This is a genomic window from Streptomyces sp. CNB091 (genome assembly GCF_000377965.1).
Genome location: NZ_KB898990.1, coordinates 57,945 through 80,864, shown reverse-complemented (window position 1 = coordinate 80,864; position 22,920 = coordinate 57,945). Strand labels below are relative to the sequence as shown.

The 22,920-nt window shown below is 74.3% G+C and carries 18 protein-coding genes; 9 read left to right on the top strand and 9 right to left on the bottom strand.

The genetic code is table 11. The features are described 5' to 3' along the window. The first annotated feature begins 60 nt into the window (after window positions 1-60). Window positions 61-528, top strand: coding sequence for an RICIN domain-containing protein (locus tag D581_RS0100365; protein WP_018955236.1), 468 nt, complete (start codon window positions 61-63; stop codon window positions 526-528). Window positions 529-595: 67 nt separating this feature from the next. Here the strand turns inward: D581_RS0100365 and D581_RS0100360 are convergent, their stop codons facing one another. Beyond that, window positions 596-1,549: a class I SAM-dependent methyltransferase gene (locus tag D581_RS0100360; protein WP_018955235.1), complete on the bottom strand. Its 954-nt coding sequence runs from the start codon at window positions 1,547-1,549 to the stop codon at window positions 596-598. Between the two features lie 365 nt (window positions 1,550-1,914). Here D581_RS0100360 and D581_RS0100355 point away from each other — a divergent pair, with 365 nt between their 5' ends. Further along, complete coding sequence (locus D581_RS0100355) at window positions 1,915-2,877, top strand: LysR family transcriptional regulator (RefSeq protein WP_018955234.1); 963 nt, start codon at window positions 1,915-1,917, stop codon at window positions 2,875-2,877. 128 nt (window positions 2,878-3,005) lie between these two features. Here the strand turns inward: D581_RS0100355 and D581_RS0100350 are convergent, their stop codons facing one another. Continuing rightward, window positions 3,006-3,311: a 4a-hydroxytetrahydrobiopterin dehydratase gene (locus tag D581_RS0100350; RefSeq protein WP_018955233.1), complete on the bottom strand. Its 306-nt coding sequence runs from the start codon at window positions 3,309-3,311 to the stop codon at window positions 3,006-3,008. Between the two features lie 100 nt (window positions 3,312-3,411). Between D581_RS0100350 and D581_RS0100345 the strand changes: the two genes are divergently transcribed. Next, a complete protein-coding gene (locus D581_RS0100345) occupies window positions 3,412-4,242 on the top strand; it encodes a helix-turn-helix transcriptional regulator (RefSeq protein WP_026290041.1) in 831 nt (276 codons plus the stop codon). A gap of 86 nt (window positions 4,243-4,328) precedes the next feature. Here D581_RS0100345 and secD read toward each other — a convergent pair whose 3' ends face one another. The 4 genes from secD to ligA all read right to left on the bottom strand — a co-directional run bounded on the left by secD (window position 4,329) and on the right by ligA (window position 10,939). Then, window positions 4,329-6,740 carry a protein translocase subunit SecD gene (gene secD, locus D581_RS0100340; protein ID WP_018955231.1) on the bottom strand — a complete coding sequence of 804 codons (2,412 nt, stop codon included), beginning with the start codon at window positions 6,738-6,740 and terminating at the stop codon, window positions 4,329-4,331. A gap of 35 nt (window positions 6,741-6,775) precedes the next feature. Further along, entirely contained in the window at window positions 6,776-7,336 is a 561-nt protein-coding gene (locus tag D581_RS0100335) for a hypothetical protein (protein ID WP_486585784.1), read from the bottom strand. A gap of 56 nt (window positions 7,337-7,392) precedes the next feature. Beyond that, window positions 7,393-8,109 carry a rod shape-determining protein gene (locus D581_RS0100330; protein WP_018955229.1) on the bottom strand — a complete coding sequence of 239 codons (717 nt, stop codon included), beginning with the start codon at window positions 8,107-8,109 and terminating at the stop codon, window positions 7,393-7,395. A 694-nt stretch (window positions 8,110-8,803) separates the two neighbouring features. Next, window positions 8,804-10,939, bottom strand: coding sequence for an NAD-dependent DNA ligase LigA (gene ligA, locus D581_RS0100320; protein ID WP_032752449.1), 2,136 nt, complete (start codon window positions 10,937-10,939; stop codon window positions 8,804-8,806). Between the two features lie 153 nt (window positions 10,940-11,092). On the opposite strand from ligA, the gene D581_RS0100310 reads away from it, so the two are divergent. Further along, window positions 11,093-12,145 carry a LacI family DNA-binding transcriptional regulator gene (locus D581_RS0100310; RefSeq protein ID WP_018955225.1) on the top strand — a complete coding sequence of 351 codons (1,053 nt, stop codon included), beginning with the start codon at window positions 11,093-11,095 and terminating at the stop codon, window positions 12,143-12,145. Window positions 12,146-12,355: 210 nt separating this feature from the next. Here the strand turns inward: D581_RS0100310 and D581_RS0100305 are convergent, their stop codons facing one another. Then, a complete protein-coding gene (locus D581_RS0100305) occupies window positions 12,356-14,533 on the bottom strand; it encodes a phage holin family protein (RefSeq protein ID WP_018955224.1) in 2,178 nt (725 codons plus the stop codon). 285 nt (window positions 14,534-14,818) lie between these two features. Between D581_RS0100305 and D581_RS0100300 the strand changes: the two genes are divergently transcribed. Together D581_RS0100300 and D581_RS0100295 are read left to right on the top strand one after the other, a co-directional pair. After that, a complete protein-coding gene (locus tag D581_RS0100300) occupies window positions 14,819-15,601 on the top strand; it encodes an MBL fold metallo-hydrolase (protein WP_018955223.1) in 783 nt (260 codons plus the stop codon). Continuing rightward, entirely contained in the window at window positions 15,598-16,236 is a 639-nt protein-coding gene (locus D581_RS0100295; protein WP_018955222.1) for a DedA family protein, read from the top strand. The genes D581_RS0100300 and D581_RS0100295 overlap by 4 nt, the downstream gene beginning before the upstream one ends. A gap of 82 nt (window positions 16,237-16,318) precedes the next feature. Here D581_RS0100295 and D581_RS0100290 read toward each other — a convergent pair whose 3' ends face one another. After that, window positions 16,319-17,551, bottom strand: a complete 1,233-nt coding sequence (locus D581_RS0100290; protein WP_018955221.1) for an aminotransferase class I/II-fold pyridoxal phosphate-dependent enzyme — start codon at window positions 17,549-17,551, stop codon at window positions 16,319-16,321. 368 nt (window positions 17,552-17,919) lie between these two features. Here D581_RS0100290 and D581_RS0100285 point away from each other — a divergent pair, with 368 nt between their 5' ends. The 3 genes from D581_RS0100285 (at window position 17,920) to D581_RS0100275 (ending at window position 20,885) form a co-directional block, all read left to right on the top strand. Next, window positions 17,920-19,440, top strand: a complete 1,521-nt coding sequence (locus tag D581_RS0100285) for a bifunctional phosphatase PAP2/diacylglycerol kinase family protein (RefSeq protein WP_026290038.1) — start codon at window positions 17,920-17,922, stop codon at window positions 19,438-19,440. Window positions 19,441-19,615: 175 nt separating this feature from the next. Then, entirely contained in the window at window positions 19,616-20,425 is an 810-nt protein-coding gene (locus tag D581_RS0100280) for a methyltransferase domain-containing protein (RefSeq protein WP_018955218.1), read from the top strand. A 106-nt stretch (window positions 20,426-20,531) separates the two neighbouring features. Beyond that, entirely contained in the window at window positions 20,532-20,885 is a 354-nt protein-coding gene (locus D581_RS0100275) for a VOC family protein (protein ID WP_026290037.1), read from the top strand. A 22-nt stretch (window positions 20,886-20,907) separates the two neighbouring features. Here the strand turns inward: D581_RS0100275 and D581_RS0100270 are convergent, their stop codons facing one another. Continuing rightward, window positions 20,908-22,896 (bottom strand): DUF5107 domain-containing protein, encoded by a 1,989-nt coding sequence (locus tag D581_RS0100270; RefSeq protein WP_018955216.1) that lies wholly within the window; start codon window positions 22,894-22,896, stop codon window positions 20,908-20,910. Window positions 22,897-22,920: the final 24 nt, after the last annotated feature.

The following is a 22,920-nucleotide window of genomic DNA, read 5'->3' as shown; positions in this document are numbered from 1 at the left end:
TCAGCCGGTGCGCCGGCGGCAGCACGGCAGTACACAGGTCGAACCGGGGAGACAGGGAACATGAGCGGCGAACTCGCGCCCGTCGTCGAGGCGGGTTCCTACCGCCTGCGCAACGTCGGCAGCAAGCTGGTCCTGGAGGTGTACGGCGCGGCCAAGGGCAGTGGGGCCCGGGTCCAGCAGGGCGCGGACGACGGGACGGCCGCGCAGGTGTGGCGGCTGGCCCCGGTGCACGAGGGCGCGGCCCTCTTCCACCTGGTCAACGAGCACAGCGGGAAGCGGCTTGACGTGGCCAATGCCGATACGTCGAACGGCACCCGCGTCCAGCAGTGGAAAGCCAACAACTTCGGCGCCCAGGAGTGGCTGATCGAGCAGCACGCGGAGGCGCCCGGGACGGTGACGCTGGTGAGTTTCATCAGCGGGCTCGTCATGGAGGTCGCGGACCGTTCCACCGAGGTCGGCGGCACGATTCAGCAGTGGGAGGACACCGACTCCCCCTTCCAGTGGTGGCGGTTGGAGTCGGTGCCGTAGGGCATTGGAGCCGGTTTCGTAGGGCATTGGAGCCGGTTTCGTAGGGCAGCGGGGCAGCGTCGCCGGTTCAGTCGCGGCGGCCGAGGTGGACCGTGCGGGCGGTGAGCAGGTGGACATCGGGGCGGTGGTGAAGGCCCTCGGGGTCCTCGGGGTCCAGGAGCCGGTCCAGTACCGCGCTGTCCTCGGCCGACAGCAGCTCGCCCAGGACCTCGCGCTCGCGGGTGATGCTCGCGACGACATGGTCGCGGGCGGGACCCGAGAGCGGTGCGGGCAGGTCGAGGAGGAAGCTCCGGGTGCCCTGCGGGACGAGGCCGACCGCGGTGAAGAGCGCGCTCCAGTCCTCGGTCTCCCGCTTCGCTCCCGGGAGTTCGGACCGCATGTGCTGGAAGCGCGTGGCGGCGGCCGCGCCCATACGGGCCTCCAGGCCGGGCTCTCCGATGCCGATGTCGCGGGGCAGCCGCCGGGTGGGCAGGCCGCCCTCGACGAGCGCGACCGTGCCGCCGGACCGCAGGAGCCCGGCGAAGCCTGCCAGAGCGGCGCGCTGGTCGCCCAGGTGGTGCAGGGAGTTGCCCGCCCAGATCAGATCGGCCTCGCCCAGCCGGTCGAAGTCCGCGGGAAGTTCGGCCTCCAGGGTCTGGAAGCGGTCGATCACGCCGAGCCGCCGCGCGCGGTTCTTCGCGCGTTCCAGAAGGGCGGGCGTCGCGTCCACCGCCACGACTTCGGCCTCGGGAAAGACCTCGGCCAGCAGGCAGGAGACGACGCCGGGGCCGCTGCCGATGTCCAGGACCCGGCGGACCTTCGGCGCGGTGGGCAGGGCGGCGATCCAGCGGGCCGCCTCCTCGTACTGTGCCCCGTTGAGTTCGGCCTCCTGCTCCAGCAGGGGCCCGAGGACGTCCCAGTCGATGTCCGTCGCAGGATCGCCGCCCGATCCGTGCACATGGGCGTGGGCAGGGACGTGGGCGGGTACGGGCGTGGCGGGTGCGTGCGCGTCGTGGTGGCCGTGACCGGCGTGGCTGCTCATGGGATCAGCCTCTCCGAAGGACGGTCGCCCGGCAATCTTCTTTGCCGGTCCGGCAAATCGAGGTGGCTGCCGACGGAGTTCGAGGGGGCGGCCCGGAGGGCGGAATTCCTGGCCGAACGGTTCTCGACGCCGCTGGACGGCCACAACGCGGCGACGACGGGCGGCGTGAAGCGGGCCCTGGGACGGGAGCCGACGAACTTCTCCGACTTCGTCTCCGAGGCCGCCGGGACGGTGCCTGGCAGGGCTGAAACCGGAACGCCCCACCCAGCCGACCGGGCCGGCGGAGTACACCCCGTGTACACCGACCGAACGGTAGGCGGAGCACACATATTGCCGGGGTGCTCCTGGGCCCATAACTTGCTTTTATGGAGCTCGAGTTGCGCCATCTGCGAACGGTCCGTGCCATTGCCGACACGGGCAGCCTCACCAAGGCCGCCGCCACCCTGGGGCTTGCCCAGCCTGCCCTCAGCGCTCAGTTGCGGCGGATCGAGAAGGCCCTGGGCGGCTCTCTGTTCGACCGCGACCACACCGGGGCGCGGGCCACCCCCCTCGGCGAACTGGTGCTGGGGCGGGCCCGGGTGGTGCTTCCCGCGGTCAGTGAACTCCAGGCGGAGGCGGTGCGGTTCGCCAATGCCACGGGGTCGCTGGACCGGTTCCGGCTGGGCGGCACGCACGGTCCGCTGCTCGGCGGCCTGGTGGACCGGATGGCCGCCGCCCACCCGTCGGTGCCGGTGTCGACGCACACCTCGTGGTCGGTCGGCGAGATCGCCTCGCTGGTGATCGACGGCCGGCTGGACTTCGCGCTGATCGGAACGTGCGGCGAGAGCCCGCCGCCGCTGGCGGACCGGCTGGTCTGGGAGGTCGTCGGGGTGGACCCGGTCTTCGTGATGCTGCCGGAGGATCACGCCCTGGCCACGGAAACGGAGCTGGAGCTGGCGGCCCTCGCGGACGAGTGCTGGGCGGACGTGCCCGGCGAAGGCTGCTTCGCCGACTGCTTCACCGCGGCCTGCGCGCGATCGGGCTTCACCCCGGTGTCGGTGTACGAGACGGACACCTCGTCCGTCGTCCATCTGGTGCAGGTGGGACGGGCGATCGGGCTGTGCCGGGCGACGTTCCCTCCGGCGCCCGGCCTGGTGACCAGACCGCTGGTCGGCGCACCGCTCAGCTGGCGTCATCTGGTGGGCTGGCACCCGCACTCCCCCGCCGCGGACGCCGCGGCCGGGACGGTGGCCGGAGCGACCCGCGCTGCCTACGCCGAGGCGGTGTCGCGCAGCCCGAGCTACGCCCGGTGGCTCGGCGCGCACCCGAGGTTCGGCACGGTGGCCTGAGCCCCCGGTCCGGGTCCGGGTCCGGGTCCGGGCAGCCCACCGCGGCGCGGCCCGGTGGGCTGATCGGACCCACCGGACCATTCGGCCCCGCCGGGCCACCCGCCCCGCCGGGCCATCCGCCCGTGGGACTATTCGGCCCCGTGGGCCGGGGCGGCGCCGGCCACCCGGGCGGCGAGCGCGAAGTCCTTCTCGGTGACCGCGCCTCCCGCGTCGTGCGTGTGGACGGAGAGGGCAACCGTGTCGTATCCGAGCGTCAGGTCCGAGTGGTGGTTCAGCTCGTCCTGGATCCGCGCGATGTGGACCGTCAGCGCGGCGGCGGCGAAGTGTGAGGGCAGCCGGAAGGTCCGGGTGATCCGGTCACCTTCCAGCGCCCAGCCAGGCAGTCTCTCCAGCCGGCGGTCGATCTCGGTCGGCGACAGCGGCTCTGCGCTCATGGAACGGCTCCCGTGGGTCTCGGTGGATCGGCGCCTGCGTCACAGCGGGCCGGGGCGGCCCGTACCGGCCCCGGCCCGCCGGTGACGTTACGGTCTTGGCATGACGACTGTCTTGCCCGACACGGGAGTAGGGCCACTGCTGCGGGACTGGCGGGAACAGCGGCGCATCAGCCAGCTGGAGCTGGCCCTTCGCGCCGACTCCTCGGCCCGCCACATCTCGTTCATCGAGACGGGCCGCTCCCGGCCCAGCGAGGACATGGTCCTGCGGCTGGCCGAGGAGCTGAACGTACCTGTCCGTGAACGCAACGCCCTTCTGGTGGTGGCCGGTTACGCGCCCCGCTACGCGCAGACGCCGCTCGACGACCCCGCGATGGCCGCCCTCCGCGAGAGCCTCGACCAGCTGCTCGCGGCGTACGAGCCGTATCCGGCACTCGTGGTGGACGGCATCTACGGGGTGGTGGCGGCCAATCGGGGGATCGCCCTGCTCCTCGAAGGGGTGCCGGAGAAGCTGCTGGCCCCGCCGGTGAACGCCATGCGTCTCACCCTCCACCCGGAGGGGCTCGCCCCGCGCATCGTGAACTTCCCGGAGTGGCGGGCGGACCTGCTGGCACAGATGGGCCGCCAGATCGCCCTCGTACGCTCACCGGAGCTGCGTGCGCTGTACGACGAGGTGGCCGCCTATCCGGTCCCCGCGCGGGCGGCCGGGGCGGGCCGTCGCGCCGACGGTGCGGGCCGCACGGGGCGGGAGCGCTCCGTCGCGTTCGCGCTGCCGATGCTGCTCGAACACGGGGGCCGGGTCCTGTCGTTCGTGTCGTCGATCGCGACGTTCAACACTCCGATGGATGTGACGGTGGCCGAGCTGGCCATCGAGACGTTCCTCCCCGCCGACCGGGAGACGGCCGCCTATCTGCACGCGCACGTCCCGTCCTGACCCTGCTCCCTGCACCTGCACCCTTTGGCCGCTGGCGCCACGACCTGCCGGGGCGGCCGGTCGTGGCGCCGGAGCGCGGGGTCACCTCAGACGCGCGCTCCGTTGTCGAGCGGATCGCGCCGGGACGCGCCCGCGCGCTCGCGCGCCGAGCCCTTCCCCTTCCCCTTGCCGGGGGCGGGCGGCGGGGCCTTGGCGTTCCGCTCCAGGAGGATGGCCCCGGGTACGGCGGCGAACACCGACGACCACGTGCCTACGACGATGCCGATGAGCAGGGCGAGCGCGAAGTCGGCGAGTGAATCGCCGCCCAGCACCGCGAGGGCGGCCAGGATGAACAGGGCGCCCACCCCGGTGTTCACCGTGCGCGGAACGGTCTGGAGGACGGCCCGGCGGGCGATGACGTCCAGCGGTGTCCGACGGTTCGCCCCCCACGTCTCCCGTACCCGGTCGAAGACCACCACCGAGTCGTTGACCGAGTAGCCGATCACGGTGAGCAGGGCGGCCAGGAAGATACCGTCCACCGGCCGTCCCAGCCAGGCGAACGCCCCCACCACGAGGATCACGTCGTGCACCATGGCCCCGACGGAGGCCACGGCGAACGTCCAGCGGAACCGGACCGCCAAGTAGGCCAGCTGAACGGCGACGGCCACCCCCAGGGCGATCAGGGCGTTGCGCCGCAGTTCGTCGCCGAGGCTCGGGCCGATCAGCTCGTCCCGTACCTTCGTCGTCTCACCGCCCTCCTCGGCGAGGGCGGTCCGCAGGGCGTGTTCGCCGTCGTTGTCGAGCTTCCCTGTGCGTACGGACAGGTCGCCTTCCCCGGCCGTGGTGACCTCGGCGTCCCCGAACCCGGCGGCGGCGATCGTGTCGCGGGCCGTCTCGACGTCGACCGGGCGGCTCGTGGAGTACTCCACCAGCCGGCCCCCGGTGAACTCCACGCCCAGATCGACGCCGCGCACCACGATCCCGGCCACCGCGACGGCGACCAGGGCCGCCGAGACGACGAGCCAGCGGACCGGCTTCCGGAAGAGCTTCGGGTCCTTGCGGACCAGCCAGGTCCGCACGGCGCCGGGGCGCGCGAGGCCGTTGACGCTCCGGTGGTCGCCGACGAAGCTGAAGTTCGCGGCGATCTCGGTGAGCGCGCGGGCGATGACCAGCGCGGAGAACATCGAGGCGACGACCCCGATGGCGAGGGTGACCCCGAAGCCCTTGACGGGACCCGAGCCCAGGAAGAAGAGCAGTCCGGCCGCGATCAGCGTGGTCGCGTTGGAGTCGGCGACCGCGCTCCACGCCTTCGTGAAGCCGGTGGTCAGCGCGGAGCGCAGGGAGCGTTTCGGCCGTTCGGCGCACTCCTCCCTGGCCCGTTCGAAGACCAGGACGTTCGCGTCGACCGCCATCCCGATCGCCAGGACGAAACCGGCGAGCCCGGGGAGCGTCAGCGTGACACCGAGGGCGACGAGCGCGGCGTAGGAGATCACCCCGTACGCGGCCAGCGCCACGGCGGCCAGCGCGCCGAAGAGTCGGTAGACGAACGTGATGAAGAGTGCGGTGGCGGCTGCGCCGATGAGGGCCGCCCGGGCGCTCGCGTCGATGGCAGCCGCGCCGAGCGTCGGGCCGACGGTCCGCTGCTCGACGATCTCGACGGGCACGGGCAGGGCCCCGCCCTTGATGAGCAGCGCCAGGTCACGCGCCTCGTCCGCGCTGAACGAGCCGGTGATCTGGGTGGCCCCGGACGGCAGTCCTGCCCGGCAGCCGACGGAGGGGTCGACCTGCGGCGAGGAGATGACCTTCTCGTCGAGGACGATGGCGACCCTCCGGCGGTCGTCCCCGGCGGGATGGCAGGCGGCCTCGCCGGTAAGCCGCTTCCAGTCCTGACCGGCGTCCTTGCGGAATTCGAGCGAGACGCTCCAGCCGGCACCGCCCTGCGCGTCGAAGCCCGCGGTGGCGTCCTCGACGCCCGCGCCGGAGAGCCGGGCGGGGCCGAGGTCGAGGGCCCGGCCCTGCTCGTCGGAGAGGGTCAGCCCGTCGGGGTCGGTGGTGGAACCAGGGTCGGCGGTGGAACCAGGGTCGGCGGTGGAACCAGGGTCGGCGGTGGGACTCGGGTCGGCGGTGGGGTCGGAGCCCGAGGGCTTCTCGTCCGGTTCCTCGGCCGCCGGGCCCTCCACCGCGTGGAAGGTGAGCTGGGCCGTCCGGCCGATCACTTCGGCGGCCTGGCGCGGATCCTGGACATCGGGCAGTTCGACGATGATCCGGTCCTCGCCGGACCGGGTCAGGGTCGGCTCGGAGACGCCCAGCGAGTCGATGCGCTGCCGCAGCACCTCCAAGGTGCGGTCGGTGGTCTCCCGGTCCGCCTCGACGGTGGCGGTGTCCCGGGCCTGGAGCACGATACGGGTGCCGCCCTGGAGATCGAGGCCGAGTCTGGGCGACATGGTCAGGCTGATGTAGACGGAGACGAGCAGCACGGCGACAGCCAGAACCGCTCGCACCACGGTGGCGCGAGTCATGGAAATCCTCCGGTGGGGCGCCGAGCGCCCTCACCTCAGTGAGGACGCGGCGCCGGATCGGCAGAACAGGACGGATGACCGGTCGTGGGACCGGTGGTCCTGCCGGGAGGTCCCCGGACGTCGGGGAGCGCGCCCCTGCGGCCGCCGGGTACGTCGGAGGAATCCGCGACGACGTGCTGTACGCCGGCGCGCGGCTCGGCCGCCCCCGGTGGAGCGGGCGTCAGCGCGTCGTGCGGCGGCGGTGGCGCGTGAAGAAGCAGGTACGCCCGGCCGGTGCCCACCCGCGGGGCCTGCGCCGGATCGGCCGCCGCCCTGGGCTGCTCGTGCCCGGCCTGCGCCACCGCGCCGGCTCCCGCACCCGTGTACGCCTCGGCCACAACCCCGCTCGCGCGGTCCGGCCCCCAGCGGTCGGATCCGCCGAGGCGCCCGACGCGGTGCCGGGAGTCGTGACCGGCGTGCTGGGGCTGCGGTGCGACGGGTGCCGAGGCGGCGGTGACGGCGGCGACGACGGGCGCGAGGCTCCGGGAGGTCGGCGGGGCGAGCACGGTGGCCGAGGCGGCGCCGCCGACCAGGGTGAGGACGGTGAGGACCAGCATGGCCAGCACGGACCGCACCTGGGACGCGTTCGGCCGGGACGGTCCCGGGTACGGCGTCACCTCGGTCGGCCGAGTCGCTCGGGCGACACCGTCGGATGGCGTAGCACGGAGCTGAGGATCTGTCCGGCGCCGCGGACGACCGTGGTCGACGGGTCGTCGGCCAGGCGCACCCGGGTGCCGAGGCAGCGGGCGATGCGGTCGGTGACGTCGGCTCGCAGCGCGCCGCCGCCCGCGAGCACGGGGCCCTTGCGCAGGGCTCCGCGGACCGCGCCGTGCCGGTCGTACCGCCACATGGACGTGACCATGTCGAGCACCGTGCGGACGAGGACGGCCGGCAGCTTCGCCGGATCGAGGCGGTCGAGGTCGTCGAGTCCGCTCTCGGCCTGCCGGGCGTCGGCCACCAGGCCGTTGACGAGGAGCGTGACCTCGGTCAGCTCGGCTCCCATGTCGACGACGAGAAGGGGGCCCGTCTCCCTCGGTCCGGCGTACGCGGCGGCGGCCCGGGCACTGCTGAGGACAAGGACGCGCGACGTCCCGAGCCCGGCGAGCAGGGCGCGCGCGGCGGTGCGGTGTTCGGCCCCGGCGAGCACGGGGTGGCTGAGAACGATCACGCTGTCGCTGCGGTCGGGCCCCAGGGCCACGTCGGCGATGCGGCCGAGCAGCCGGCCGCAGGACTCGGGGTCGACGATGCGCCCACGCCGGACCGGCCGCTCGTCGCCCCCGTGGGAACCGGAGCCGGGGAACGCGTCGAGAACCAGTCCCCGGCCGGGCACCCAGGCCCGGGTGCGGGAGCTGCCCAGGTCCAGGGCCAGCCCCCGGGCGGCCGGGGGAACGCCCGGTGCGCCCTGATCGCCCGGGGCGCGCAGCTGCTGGTGGCGTGTCCGTAGCCCCCCGTGGGAGCGCCCCGCCCCGAATGCCCCGGCACCGCTCCCGTCACGAAGCGGTCCGGGGCCCTTCCCCCATGGGCCCGCACCCGGGCGGAGCGGCCCTCGCCACTCGCCGGGCGCGGAAGTGAGCGGGCCGCGAACGGCCGGGACCGGAGTGATCGGGCGAGCAGCGGTCGGGGCGGGGACGGTCATGGCAGGTTCCACCCGGTCAGGTGCGTAGAGCCCGTGAGGGCCGTGAGGGCCGTGAAGTCCGTGAGAGCCGCGAGGGCCGTGAGGGCCGTGAGGGCCGTGAGGGCCGTGAGGGCCGTCGGGTGCTCCAGGTCCGCCGGGGACGGGAGGCCTCCGGCCCGGGCCGGCGTCCTCGGACGACGGCGGGACGGCGCGACCCGGTCGCTGTCCGTCGTGCACAGAACGCATCGTCCCTCACCCCCGGCCGCCCATCGCAGCCGCCCACGCACCCGTCGGCCCCACCGATAGCGAGGCACGACCGAGCCCTCACTATGCAATACGGGGTGGTGGAACGCCACTTCCTCACTGATTCACAGGCGCACCGGCGCGGCGCGCACGGCACCCGACCGGCTCAGGCCTCCTCCCCCGCCGCCAGGAAGGCGCCGACCAGCTCCGCGAACTCCTCCGGCACCGCGATCCGGACCCCCAGGCCCTCCGCCTTGGTCCGCTTGGATCCGGCCTTCTCCCCGGCCACCAGCAGACTCGTGCGCTTGGAGACGCTGGAGGACGACTTGCCGCCGGCCCGCTCGATCAGCTCGTTCATCTGGTTGCGCGACAGCTTCTCCAGCGCTCCGGACATCGCGCCCGTGACCACCACGGTCATCCCCGCCAGGGGTAGCGCGGGGCCCGTTTCGGTGTCGCCACCGGCCTCCGCGTCCCCGCCTGTCGCCGCGGCCTCCTCCTCCGTCCCCGGTTCCGGGGGCGGGGTGGCCCCCGGCTCCGTCATGGACACCCCGGCCGCGACGAGCTTGTCGATCAGCGGCGCCAGCTCCACCAGCTCGGCGACCACCGCGGCCGCCTTCTCCTTGCCGATGCCGTCGACCCGCTGGAGCGTCTCCGCGTCGGCGGCGACGATCCGGTCCATCGTGGCGAAATAGCGTGCGATGCGACGCGACATGGAGCGCCCCGTGCCCCGTACGCCCAGGGCGCAGAAGACCCGGGACAGCGGCCTGCTCCGGGCGGTTTCGATGGCCGCCAGGAGGTTGTCCGTGGAGGTCTCCCCCATCCGGTCGAGGGCGAGCAACTGCTCCCGCTCCAGAGTGAACAGGTCCGCGAAGTCCGCGACGAGGCCCGCGTCGACGAGCTGGACGACCCGTGTGGAGCCCAGGCCCTCGATATCGAGCTGATCGCGCCCCGCCGCATACGAGACGGAGGCGACCAGACGGCAGTCACGGCCCCGGGTGCAGCGCCAGCGCTGCTCGCTCGCGTCGATGTCGGAGCCGCACTGCGGGCAGCACTCGGGGAAGGCGATGGGCGTCTCGTCGCCGGTGCGCAGGTGCACCACGGGCGCCTCGATGCGCGGGATGATGTCGCCGGCCTTGTAGACCATGACCTGGTCCCCCAGCCGCAGGTCGCGGCGGGTGATGTCGGCCGGGTTGTGCAGGGTGGCGTAACCGACGGTGGAGCCGTCGATCTCCACGGGCTCCAGGACGGCGCGCGGCGCGATGATGCCCGTGCGCCCGACGTTCCACTCGACGGCCAGCAGGCGGGTGATCTTCTCCACGGCGGGCAGCTTGTAGGCGATGGCCCAGCGGGGCGCGCGGGTGCCGGAGCCGGCCTCGCGCTGGTCGGCGGCCAGATCGGCCTTGATCACGATCCCGTCGATGCCGAACGGCAGCGCGGCGCGCAGGGCGCCTATCGCGTCCACCCGAGCTTGGACCTCCTCGACCGTGGTGGCCCGGAGCGGCGCGACGTCGGTGCCCGCGGCCGTGTGCACGCCGAGATCGGCGACGTACGCCAGGGTCTCGCTGTGGGGCAGTTCGGCGAGGGTCGCGGCGACCTCCCCGGAATCGGGCAGCGGCAGCGCGCCGTAGGCGAAGAAGGTCGTCTCCACCCGGTAGGCGCGGTCCTTGGCGCGCAGGGTGCCCGCGGCCCCGTTGCGCGGGTTGGCGAAGGGGGCGCCGCCGTGTTCCGTACGGATCGCGTTGCCCTGCTCGAACTGCTCGTTCGTCATGAGGATCTCGCCGCGCACCTCGATCGTGACCGGGGCGGCCAGCCGCTCCGGCAGGCCGACGACGGCGCCGGCCGCGTGCGAGACGTCCTCGCCGGCCGTGCCGTCGCCCCGGGTGATGAGGCGCTCGAACCGGCCGTCCCGGTAGCGCGCGGCGACCGCCAGGCCGTCGAGCTTCGGCTCCACGCTCCACGCGGTCACCGGCCTGCCGATCCGCCGCTCCAGCGACGCGGTCCAGGTCACGAACTGCTCCGCGGAGAACACGTTGTCCAGCGAGAGCATGGGCACCGTGTGCGGCACGTCGCCGACGGCGGCCCCGCCCGCGACCTTGCCCGTCGGCGAGTCGGCGAGCACCTCCTCCGGGTGGTCCGCCTCGTACGCGGCTATTCCGCGCGCCAGCCGGTCGTAGGCGTCGTCATCCAGCGCGCTCTCGCCCGTGGCGTAGTACGCGGCGGCGGCCAGGGAGGCCTCTTCCACCGCGGCGGCATAGGCGGCGGCATCGGCGAGCACAGCAGCTGAGTTCGTCATGGCCACCATTCTTCCGCCCACCACTGACATTGATGCTGGTACCTGGGCCGAGGCCCTTCGTGACGGCGCGCGAGACCTTCCTCGCCGAGCCGGAACGGCTGCCGGGCGCGGTGCGGGCCCTCGGCTGAAGGGGGCGGCCGGCCCCCGGGTATAAAGGGCTGCATGACAGCCGAAGTCCCGCAGCCCGTACGCCCCGCGACCTTGGAGGACGTGGCGGCCGTGGCCGGTGTGTCACGGGCGACGGTGTCCCGGGTGATCAACGGGGCGACCACGGTGGACCCCGCCCTGCGCACCGTGGTCGAGGAGGCGGTGGCGACCACCGGTTACGTGCCCAACCGCGCCGCCCGCTCGCTGGTGACGCGGCGCACCGACTCGGTGGCCCTGGTGGTCTCGGAGCGGGAACGGCGGCCGATGTCCGAGCCGTTCGTCGGCCGGATGTTCTCGGACCCGTACTTCGGGCGGGTCGTCAGCGGGCTGCTGGAGGTGCTGCGCCCCGCGGGCATCCAGATGGTCGTGATGCTGGCCGACGACGAGGCGTCCCGGGGCCAGTTGCTCTCCTATCTGCGCCATGGCCATGTCGACGGGGTCGTGCTGATCACCACGCACGCCGACGACCCGCTTCCCGGGCTCCTCCAGGACACCAGGATGCCCGCCGTCCTCGCGGGCCGCCCCCACCGTCCCTCCCCGCTGGCCTATGTGGAGGTGGACCAGCACGCCGGGGCGCGGCTGGCGGCCGACCACCTGGCCGCGCTGGGGCGACGCCGCATCGGCACCGTCTCGGGCCCCCAGGACATGCCGGCGGGGCAGGTGCGGCTGACCGGTTTCCTGGAGGCCGTCGCCGCCCACGGCATCGAGGACGTGGCCTGTGCCGAGGGGGACTTCACGCATCTGGGCGGGGCCGCGGCGATGCGGCGGCTGCTGGCGGACCGCCCCGACCTCGACGGGGTGTTCATCGCCTCCGACCTGATGGCCCTGGGCGCGCTCCCGGTCCTGCTCCGGGCCGGGCGCGACGTGCCGTCCGACGTGGCGGTGGTCGGCTTCGACGACAGCAGCGCGGCGGCCGCCTGCGACCCGCCCCTGACCACAGTGCGGCAGCCGGTGGAGGAGATGGCCGCGGAGATGGCCCGGCTGCTGCTGAAGCAGATCGGCGAACCGCGCGGCCCCTCACCCTCCGTGCTCTTCCCGCCGACGCTGGTACGACGGCAGTCGGCCTGACCGGGCGGCAGTTCGCCTGATCCGGCGGCAGTTCGCCCGATCAGGCGGCAGACGACCTGATCCGGCGACGGAAGGCTCGTCGAAGAGCGAATCACCGGAGAGCGACGCCCCTGCCGGAGACGCGGCCTGCCGGAGAAGCGGCCCGCCGGCAGGCGGTCCGCCGGCAGGCGGTCCGCCAGTCAGGCCGTCCGTCGGCAGGCGGTCCGCCGGTCAGGCCGTCGTACCCGGCGCTTCCGGGACCGGGGCATCGCCCGGGAACGGCTCGTCCGTCAGGCCCGCCCCGCCGAACCCCTCGGGCCGCACCGGTACCTGGGGCCCGGAGGACTCCTGGAGCCAGCGGGTCAGCACCCGGTGCACCGCCTCGGCGCCCACCAGCCCGCCGCCCGGCGGCGCGGGCGCGCCCTCCGCGGTCTCGGCGGCCACGATGTCGAGCGGGTCCGTCAGCGCGCGCGGCCAGAGCAGGAACGGCCGGGACTGCTCGCCGCCGAGGCCGCCGTGCGAGCCGGCCTGCTCCTCGAAGGCGTGCACGGTTCCGGTGGCGGGGTCGTACATGGAGTTGACCATCACGTCGGCGACGTGCGGAAAGGTGTCGGTGCGCCGTACGGCGGCGGCCGCCCCGACGCCGAAGACCGCGAGCGGCCCCTCACCGTCGGTCAGTTCGGCGACGGGTACTTCGGCCCCGCCGGGCCCCAGCACCACGGAGCCGTGTTCCCCGGTGCGGACGAGGAGGAACCCGATCCCCGGATGGTTGGCGAGCGTGGAGAGCAGCGCCGGGTGGCGGCGCTCGATCTGTTCGCGGGAGGCACGGCCCTCGATGTCGGGGAAGGAGATCAGCCCGAGGTTGCCGGAGGCCAGCACGATCGGGTCGGAGAGCTTGGCCGGGTGCTCGGCCTCCTGTCCCTCGACGGGACGGTGCAGGGCGATCCGCACCGCGTCGCGGGCCTCGGAGGCGCTGGGCGTGCGCTGGGCCCGGCGGGGCACGGGAAGCCCGCAGCCCGCCCGGACGAGGTCCTTGAGCGTGAGCCCGTACTTTCCCGCGAACGTCTCGCCGGGGCTCTGGCCGTGGTCGGAGAGAAGCACGATCCGGTAGGCGCGCGGGGTGTGGTCGGCGATCTTGGCGATCAGCGCGAGGGACCGGTCGAGGCGTACGAGGACCTTCTCCGCGTCGCGGCTGTGGGGGCCCGAGTGGTGGGCGACCTCGTCGTAGGCGACGAGGTCGGCGTAGACGGCGGTGCGCCCGGCGAACATGTCGCCGAGGACGGCGGCGGCGACCACGTCGCGCTCCACGACGGTCGCGAACGCGCGGATGAAGGGGTAGAGCCCGCCGCGCTTGATCCGTGGTGTCACCTTCCGGGCGCGGGCCCGGGTCGACTCGCCGATCTCGCGGAGGACCTCGGCGACGAAGGACAGGGCCGTACGGGTGGCGTTGGCCGGGTCGGAGAAGTAGGCGAAGTATCCGGCGCGGGAGCGGCGGCCCTTGCCGCGCCGGGCGGCCATCGAGAGCACCAGGGCGAGCTGTCCGGCTCCGCCGCTGAAGAGGTTGCCGCGGCTCGCGCCGTCGACGGTGAGCAGACCGCCGTCGCGGGTGCGCTCGATGGCCCGGCGCTGCATTTCGAGGGCGCTCGCGGGACGGCTGGAGACCATGACGGTGCGGGTCTCCTTCTCGTACCAGCGGAACGCGGGCACGTCGTGGTTGCTGCCGTGCAGGATGGCGAGCTGGCTGGCGCCGGTCTGGCTGGACCAGTCGGTGCGCCAGGGGGTGAGCCGGTGTCCGGACGAGTCGTCGAGCCAGTCGGCGACGGTGGGCATGAGCCCGTCGGCCGCGGCCTTCACCAGGACGTCGTGGCCGACACCGTCGAGCTGGAGGAAGACGGTGCCGGGCGGTCCGTCGCGGCCCGGTTCCGGCGGGCCCGGGGAGCGGCCGCGCCGGCGGCGCCGGTCGGCGAGCCGGGACAGCCGTCGGCGGTAGGCCTCGTCGTCGCGGACGGCGAGGGCGGTGGAGGTGGCGGAGGCGACGGCGGACATCACGGCGGCGACGACGACCGCCGTCTCCGGGTTGGCGTCGCCGCGCCCGTCCGGGATGAGGCGCAGCGCTACCAGCAGCAGCGAGCCGTTGAGGAAGAAGACCAGGGCGCCCAGGACGATCGCGGGCACGATGAGCAGGGCCCGCACGAGGACGGGCCAGACCAGGGCGGACAGGAGGCCGAAGGCTCCCGCGCCCCAGGCGGCGGTGAAGGCCGTCTTGGTGGTGGTGTCGCCGTCGTCGGCCTCCAGCTGGAAGTCGGGCAGGGCTCCGGCCAGCACGAGCATGGTGAGGGTGGACACCGCCCAGACCGCGGTCACCCGCATCAGGGCGCTGCCCGCCGTACGCCACTTCCCGTCACCCACGCCGGTCCACCTCATGCCCTTCCGCGCCGGGCCCCGGTCGTCCGAAGCCTGACCTTCAGCTTTTCACAGCGGCGCCGCCGGTCAGCTGCTTCGGTGGGAGCGGCCGAGGCCCGGCGGGACGGCACGGGGGGCGCATAGGCTCGTACCGGCAGCGCGGGCGGACACGGCCGCGCGCGCCGCGCCGGGATCAGGAACGCACGGATCGCAGAGCACAGATCGCAGAACACAGATCAGTGATCAGTGATCAGTGATCAGTGATCACGAGGATCGAGCGAGGAGGCCGAGGTGCCGGTGGAGATCACCTGGTGGGGTCATGCCACCTGCACGATCGAGGACTCGGGGGTGCGGGTGCTGACCGACCCCTTGTTCGTACGGCGCTTCGCGCATCTGCGTCGCCGCCGGGGCGAGGTACCGCCACCGCGGGCCGCGGTCGCCGAGGTGGTGCTGATCTCCCATCTGCACTCCGACCATCTGCATCTGCCGTCGCTGGCCCGGCTGGCTCCCGGCAGTCGGCTGGTCGTGCCGAGCGGCGCGATCGCGGCCGTGCCGGGTCTGCGGGCGCTGCGGCGGACGCGGCAGCTGCACGTCACCGAGGTGGGACCGGGCGAGACGGTACGCGTCGGCGAGGTGCGGGTGCGGGCGGTCCCCGCCCTGCACGACGGGCGGCGGCTGCCGGTCGGGCCGCACCGCGCGCCGGCGCTCGGCTATGTGGTCGAGGGCGAGGCACGGACGTATTTCGCCGGGGACACCGGGCTCTTCGACGGGATGGCCGAGGCGGTGGGGCCGGTGGACGTGGCGCTGCTGCCGGTGGGCGGCTGGGGCCCCTACCTGGGGCACAGCCATCTGGACCCGGCGCGCGCCGCCGAGGCGCTGACCCGTCTGGCGCCGAGGTCAGCGGTGCCGGTGCACTACGGCACGTACTGGCCGATCGGTCTGGACGGGGTGCGCCCGCACGAGTTCCACGCGCCGGGCGACGAGTTCGTACGGCACGCGGCGAAGCGTGCGCCCGAGGTGACCGTGCATCTGCTGGGGCACGGCGAACGCGTCAGACCGGAGGGGGGCCCGTGATCCAGGAGATCCAGCAGGTGGTACGGGAACTGCCCACCGAGTCGGCCCAGCAGGCGGTCGGCTATCCGACGCTGTTCGCCCTGGTGGCGCTGGGGTCCTTGGTGCCCGTGGTGCCGACGGGGGCACTGGTGAGTTCGGCGGCGGTGGTGGCCTTCCACCAGACATCGCCGCTCACCCTGCTCTTCGTGTTCCTGACGGCGTCGACCGCCGCGTTTCTCGGGGACGTCTGCCTGTACTGGCTGGGGCAGCGCGGGGTCCGGTCGAGGAACGGCTCGAAGTGGCTGGAGGCGATCACCCGCCGGGCAGCGCCGGAGCGGCTGGCCCAGGCGCAGGAGAAGCTGGCGCGGCACGGTGGGATGGTGCTGGTGCTGTCCCGTCTCGTTCCCGCCGGGCGGATCCCCGTGATGCTGGCGTGCCTGCTGGGCAGGATGCCGTTGCGGCGGTTCGTCCGGGGCGATGTTCCGGCCTGCCTCGCCTGGGCGGCGACGTACCAGTTGATCGGGATCCTCGGCGGTTCGCTGTTCCCGGAGCCGTGGCAGGGGGTGGTCGCGGCGGTCGCCCTGACGTTGCTGATCAGCGGGGCTCCGGCGGTGTGGCGCAGGCTGCGGTCGCGGTTCGGCCCCGAGCCGTCGTAGGCCCTGTCGTCGAACTCCCGTCTCGCCCGCAGGGCCGCCCTCCGGGCGACGACGGGACTGTGACGACAGGGCCCGGCCGCGCTCAGCGCAGCGCGCCGAACACCGCCCCGAAGCCGTCCAGCGCCCGCGCCACGTGCGCGAGCCCCAGGGGCTCGGCCGCGGTGAGGGACTCCGTCTGCTCCTGTGTCGTGGCGCCCAGCAGCGGTCCGGTGCCCAGGCGTACGCGCAGGGCGCCCAGCTCGTCCCCGAAGCGGTGTCCGCCCGGGGCCGGTGCGCCGAGCCGGTCGGTGAGGTACTCCTCCAGCTCCATGGAGTCCGTCACGCCCATGTCCGCCAGCCGCGGGCGCAGCGGCCCGAGGTCGGCGTAGAGGTGGCGGCCCGCCTGCGGGGGGCGGGCCAGCGCGCCGGAGCCGAGGACCGCACGGTGGGCGGCGGCGGCCACCTGGGCCTGGAGCGCCGCGGCGCTCCGGATCCGCTCGCGCACGGACTCCGGCTCCCCCAGGGCGTGGGCGGCCGCGCGGGCGACCGGCGTCGCGACGAGGGCGCCCAGCGCGGTGAGGATGTCCAGGGTGCGGGCGTGCCGGACGGCGGCCCGGGCTGTGTCAGGGAAACGGGCGACGGCGACCGGCCAGGCGGCCGGCACGAGGGCTCCGGACAGGTCGGCGATCACCGTGACGTCGTCCGGGCACATCTCGGCGGGGCTGAGCAGGACGGTGTCGCGGGGCCGGTGCACGGTGTCGCGCCAGGTCTCGTCGCTGATGATGTGCAGCCCTTCGCCGACCGCCGCCTCGCACGCCTCGTGGACCAGCTCGGGCGGGGCGACGGTGGCCGTGGGGTCGTCCACGAAGGAGAGCAGCAGCAGTTTCGGCCGGCCGCCCTCCGCACGGACCCGGCGGACGGTCTCCAGCAGGGCGTACGGGTCGGGCACGCCGCCGCACTCGGCCGGGGTCGGTACGTGGTAGGCGGGGCGGCTCAGCAGGCGGGCCTGCGGCATCCAGGCGGCCGGGCAGGGGCGCGGCATGAGGACGTCACCGCCGTGGGCGCCGATCAGGGCCAGGAGGAGCGGCTGGGCGCCGGGGGCGGCGGCGATGCCGCCCGCCGCCCCGTGCAGTCCCCGCCGGTCCCAGTAGCCACGGGCCGCCTCGCGCAGCCGGGCCCCTCCGCCGGGGGGTTCCGGGCGGGTCAGGGCGGAGGCGGCGGCGAGAACCGCGGCCAGTTCCGGGAGGACCGGGAGGCCGGGGTCGGGGGCGGGCGGGCCGTAGCGGACGGGGCCGTGGTCCTCGTGCGCGGGTACGTGGTCCTCGGTCCCGTGCATCCGGCCCTCCTCCGCCGCTCTTCGCTTCCTCGCTCCGCGTCCGCGGAGTCTCCGGCGTCTCCGCCGCGCCGCCCGGAACATCGGCTCCGGGTCCGGGTCCGGGTCCGGGTCCAGGTGCTCCGGTTTCGCTCTTCGTTCTCCGGGTCGACGGCCTCTGGCTTCCTCAACGGCCTCTGGCTTCTTTATACGGAGGTTCCGGACGGCCCGCCCGCCCAGTCGCCCGCCCAGTCGCGCGCCCGCTCCCGGGGGCCGTCGCCGGGTTCGCCGTTCCGCCGGCCGGTGGCGGCGCGTGGCCGGGGTCTCAGCGCGCCTGCTGGTTCAGCGTGGCCCGGCCGGGTATTCGCTGATCCATGTCCTCACTGTCCTCACTGTCCTCACCGAGAACCTCACCCGCCACTGTCAACACCACGGCTCCCGCCGTGGCCCGGTTGCGCGGCTGGCTGCAGGAGCGGGACCTGGCCGTCTTCCGTAGCGTCGCGGACCGGCACTGGCCGGGCGCCGATCCGCTGCTGCCGAAGCTGAGCCGGAGCGCCAACCACGGGCTGCTCTGGTTCGGGGCGGCGGCCGGGATCGCGGCCCTCGGCAGCAGTGCGCGCTCACGCCGGGCCGCGCTGCGCGGGGTGGCGTCCCTCGCCGTGGCCTCGGCGGCGATCAACACGGTCGGCAAGGGCGCGGTGCGCCGAGAGCGGCCGATAGCGGACCTGGTGCCGGTGGTGCGGCAGCTCAAGCGGCAGCCGATCACCACCTCCTTCCCGTCGGGCCACGCGGCGTCGGCGGCGGCCTTCGCCACCGGGGTGGCCCTGGAGTCCAAGGGCTGGGGCGCGGTCGTGGCCCCGGTCGCGCTGGCCGTGGCCGCCTCCCGCGTCTACACCGGGGTGCACTATCCGAGCGATGTGCTGGCGGGTGCGGCGCTCGGCGTAGGGGCCGCGTTCGCGCTGCGCGGGGTCGTGCCCACCCGGGGCCAGCTGCCCGCTCCCGGCCGCCCGCCGGGCGAGGCCCCGGCGCTGCCCGCCGGCAAGGACCTCGTCGTGGTGGTGAACCAGGAGTCGGGCACGGCGACCGCGACCGCGTCGCTGGTGCGCGAGGCGCTGCCCGCGGCGGAGGTGGTGGAGGTGCCGCCGGAGGAGCTGTCGGCCGCGATGGAGAAAGCGGCGGGGCGGGGACGGGCGCTGGGTGTCTGCGGAGGCGACGGCACGGTGAATCTGGCGGCCTCCGTGGCGGCGACGCACGGGATGCCGCTGGCGGTCTTCCCCGGCGGCACGCTGAACCACTTCGCCTACGACCTGGGCATCGAGACCGTCCACGACACCGCCACCGCCCTCACCGCGGGCGATGCCATCAAGGTGGACCTCGGCCGCTTCCGGCCGGGGCCCAGGGGCGCGGACGGGGCGGACGGGTATTTCCTCAACGCCTTCTCGCTGGGCGCCTATCCGGAACTGGTACGGACCCGGGAACACTGGTCGCCGCGGATCGGCGGCTGGCCGGCCGGCGTGCTCGCGGCCTTCCACGTGCTGCGCGGCCGACGTCCTCTGGAGGCCGAACTCCAGGGACGCAGGCGGCCGTTGTGGCTGCTCTTCGTCGGCAACGGACTCTTCCAGCGGGTGGGCCCCGCCCCGGGGCGCCGCCACAACCTGGCGGACGGGCTGCTGGACGTCCGGGTGGTGCACGGCGGCCGGACCCCCGGGTTGCGTCTGCTGGCGGCGGCGGTGGCGGGACCGCTGACCCGCTCCCCCGCCCATGCCGCCGTGCGGCGGCGCCGGATGCGGATCGGCGGCCTCGCGCCGGGGACTCCGTACGCGTACGACGGTGAAGTGGCCCACTCCGGAACGGAACTGACGATCGACAAGCTACCGGAGGCACTGACCGTCTACTGCCCGATGCCGACCTGACCACCCGCGCCCTCCCCCGGGCGGAACCGGGCCGGCCCCTCGGGCAGCGCCCACCGGCCCCACCACCAGGCCGTCCGCATAGCAAGACGCCTATCTCATCATTCGACATGGCGGCGTACGGTGGTTCCTGTCGCCGCGCCCGTCGGCGCGAGGTTTCGGGAGAGGAAGCAACGCCATGCCGAAGGAGACCGCCGTGTACACGCACGGCCACCACGAGTCGGTCCTGCGCTCGCACCGCTGGCGTACCGCCGCCAACTCGGCGGCGTACCTCCTCGGCGAACTCCGCCCCGGTCTGGCCGTGCTGGACGTCGGCTGCGGCCCCGGGACCATCACCGCCGATCTGGCCGCGCTGGTCGCGCCGGGGCAGGTCACCGCGGTGGACACCGCCGAGGACATCCTCGGCCAGGCCGCCGCCGTCGCCGCCGAACGAGGCCTGGACAACGTCGGGTTCGCGGTGGCCGACGTCCACGCCCTGGACTTCCCCGACGACTCGTTCGACGTGGTCCACGCCCACCAGGTGCTCCAGCACGTGGGCGACCCCGTCCAGGCGCTGCGTGAGATGCGCCGCGTCTGCCGACCCGGCGGGGTGGTCGCGGCGCGGGACAGCGACTACGCGGCGATGACCTGGTATCCGGAGGCCCCCGGTCTCGGCGAGTGGCTGGAGGTGTACGGCCGGGTGGCCCGCGGCAACGGCGGCGAGCCCGACGCCGGCCGCAGGCTCCTCTCCTGGGCGCGGCGGGCCGGGTTCACCGACATCACCCCCACGGCGGCCGCCTGGTGCTTCGCCACCCCGGAGAGCCGCGCCTGGTGGAGCGGCCTGTGGGCGGACCGTACGACGGACTCGGTCTACGCCGAGCTGGCGGTACGGGGCGGGCACGCGAGCGCCGAGCAGCTCACGGCCATCGCCGGGGCGTGGCGCTCCTGGGGCGAGGAGGGCGACGGCTGGTTCATGGTCCCGCACGGCGAGGTGCTCTGCCGGGCGTGAGGCGAGGAGCGGCCGGCACAAGGGTGAGGCGGCGCGGGGCGAAGAGGGGATCCGGCCCGCCCGGAACCGATCACACCGGTGGCGGCCGCCAACTACCCTCGTGGGCATGGAGATCCTCGGAACCACGCTGCGTATCTGCGTCGACGACCTGGAGCCCTCGGTGGCCTTCTACGAGGGGCTGACGGGGACGTCGGCCCTGCGCTTCGAGCGCGGTGGGGTGTCGGTGGCCGCGATCGGCTGCTTCCTCTTGATGAGCGGGCCCGAGTCGGAGCTGGAGGTGCTGCGCAAGGTGAGCGCGACCATCGCCGTCAAGGACGTAGACGAGGCGAACGCGGCGCTGACCCGGGCGGGCGCGCGGGTCATCGCGGGACCGGTGCCGACCCCGGCGGGCCGCAACCTCATCGCGCTGCACCCGGACGGCTCGGTCTTCGAGTACGTGGACCGCAACGTCACCGTCTGACCGGCCGCCCGGGGCGCGTCGGTCACTCCTGGGGCGGGCGCATGCGGAAGTCGTAGGCGTCCGGCAGCGGTTCGTCGCTGACGGACGCCCACAGCTCGCCGAGGGTTCCGGCTCCTTCGCGCAGGTCGGCGACCTCGAATCCGGCGTCGAAGATCTCCCGGGCCGCCCCGGTGTCTCCCTCGGCGACCAGGGCCCGGGCGAGGAGCAGCCGGAAGCGTCCGCGCTCCCGGATCTCCCCCGGCAGTCCGGCGAGCAGCGCCCGGGCCGCCCCGGGCCGGCCGGCCGACAGGTGTGCCTCGACGGTCTCGCGGGCCAGGGCGACGAGGAGGGCTGTGCCCGCCTCCGACGCCGTGAGGTCCTCCGCTCCGGGGGCCCCGAGGTCCGCGAAGGCCTCGGCGTACAGTTCGGCGGCGTGGTCCGGCCTGCCGCTCTCCTCGGCGGCGACCGCGAGGCAGCGCAGCAGGGGCCAGCGCGGCGCGGGGCCGCTCTCCAGGCCGCGTTCCCAGCTGCGGACGGCCTGGGCCCGGTCATCCGCGTGCCACTGCGCGATGCCGAGGTGGTATTCGGTGTGCGGGTCGGCGTCGGCGGTCTCCAGCATGTCCCGCCAGGGCGGTGAGACCGGTGTCGGGCCGGGTATGCCGTGCGGGTCCGGCTTCGGCAGGGTGCCGTGCTCCAGCAACTCCCGCCAGGGGGCCTGCTGGGCGCCGATGGCGGAGGAGGGGAACGGGGTGCCGGGCAGCCGGTGGGCGCCCCGCAGCACCTCCAGCGCACCCCAGCCGGAGCCGGTGGCGAGCACCTCGCCCGGTTCGGCGTCGGCGTGCGGCAGCCAGGCCGCGTACGCCTCGTCCACCGCGCCACGCGGGAGAGCCTCCTCCAGCCGTGCGGCGGCCTCCTCGGTGGCCGCGGCCCAGTCCCGGCCGTGCACGGCGGCCGGGTCGGCGGAGAGCGGACCGTAGGACTCCAGCCAGCTGAACGCGGCGCCCGCCTCCAGCGGGACGTGCTCCAGCTGGGTACGGGACAGCCCGGCCTGGATCTCCGCGTAGCCGCCGTTCCCGGGCCCGTTCAGCCACTCCTGCCAGCGGCGGCCGCCCCTCCCGTGCCCCCAGCGGAACAGTTTGCGGCCGCGCAGCAGGTCGGTGGAGGTCTGGGCGAGCCCGTGGCCGTCCTCGTCGAGCGCGGCGATCCAGCGCCGGGCGCCGTCGTCGGGCAGCTCGTAGAAGTGGTCGGCGGGGTACTCGGAGCGCAGCGGATAGGTGTGGTCGAGGCCGCCCGACTCCGGGACGCCGACCCGGGTGAGGGCGTGGTCGTAGTCGAAGTGCCAAGCCTCGTCGGCCGGGACCAGTACGCGGGTGTCCGGGGTCTCCGGGACGGCGATGTTGGACCACCAGTAGACCGGTGCGGGCTGTTCGTGCGGGTTGCGTATCCGTACGCCGACGTGGAGGAAGTCGGATGCGTCGGGGAGCCAGAGGTCCACCTGGAAGGGCAGGTCGCGCAGCCGCTCCCATTCCCAGAGCCGGACCATCGTCCCGCCGTCCGGGGCGGGCACGAGCGCGGCGTGGAGCGGTGCGCAGGACAGGGTGGTGTGGCCGGTGGCGCCGATGTTCCACTCGATCCCGCCGGAGAACCAGGCCCCGTTGAGGGCGAAGGCGGCGGGCTGGAGAACCGGGTTGCGGTGGAGCAGTTCGCGCCCGGTGGGCTTGTGGTGCAGGGAGTGGATCCGGCCGCCGAGTCCGGGCAGCACGGTGACGCGCAGCCGGGCGTTCTCGATGACGACGGCGTCGATGTCGGTGGGGGTGCGCTCACGCCCGTAACCGTCGAGCAGCCGGGTGGGCAGGACGGTGCGCAGCGGCCGGTGGCCCAGCTGCCGGGCCATGTCGCGGGGCAGGTCCGCCCGTTCCCGGGGGTCGACCACGGGCGGCGGGGCGGGCGTCCGCAGCGGCGGGAGCGGGTTCTCCGGCCCGATCGGTGCTGCGGGCAGGTTCAGTACGGCACGTCGTACGGTCGTGGCCAAGGCACCCTCGTTCCCTCGCGGCGG

Coding starts and splice junctions, on each gene's coding strand:
- ligA (WP_032752449.1), bottom strand. CDS start 10,939: ATGGTGGCCATGACGAACTCAGCTGCTGTGCTCGCCGATGCCGCCGCC.
- D581_RS0100365 (WP_018955236.1), top strand. CDS start 61: ATGAGCGGCGAACTCGCGCCCGTCGTCGAGGCGGGTTCCTACCGCCTG.
- D581_RS0100350 (WP_018955233.1), bottom strand. CDS start 3,311: ATGAGCGCAGAGCCGCTGTCGCCGACCGAGATCGACCGCCGGCTGGAG.
- D581_RS0100360 (WP_018955235.1), bottom strand. CDS start 1,549: ATGAGCAGCCACGCCGGTCACGGCCACCACGACGCGCACGCACCCGCC.
- D581_RS0100345 (WP_026290041.1), top strand. CDS start 3,412: ATGACGACTGTCTTGCCCGACACGGGAGTAGGGCCACTGCTGCGGGAC.
- D581_RS0100275 (WP_026290037.1), top strand. CDS start 20,532: ATGGAGATCCTCGGAACCACGCTGCGTATCTGCGTCGACGACCTGGAG.
- D581_RS0100290 (WP_018955221.1), bottom strand. CDS start 17,551: ATGCACGGGACCGAGGACCACGTACCCGCGCACGAGGACCACGGCCCC.
- D581_RS0100335 (WP_486585784.1), bottom strand. CDS start 7,336: ATGCTGGTCCTCACCGTCCTCACCCTGGTCGGCGGCGCCGCCTCGGCC.
- D581_RS0100355 (WP_018955234.1), top strand. CDS start 1,915: ATGGAGCTCGAGTTGCGCCATCTGCGAACGGTCCGTGCCATTGCCGAC.
- D581_RS0100280 (WP_018955218.1), top strand. CDS start 19,616: ATGCCGAAGGAGACCGCCGTGTACACGCACGGCCACCACGAGTCGGTC.
- secD (WP_018955231.1), bottom strand. CDS start 6,740: ATGACTCGCGCCACCGTGGTGCGAGCGGTTCTGGCTGTCGCCGTGCTG.
- D581_RS0100310 (WP_018955225.1), top strand. CDS start 11,093: ATGACAGCCGAAGTCCCGCAGCCCGTACGCCCCGCGACCTTGGAGGAC.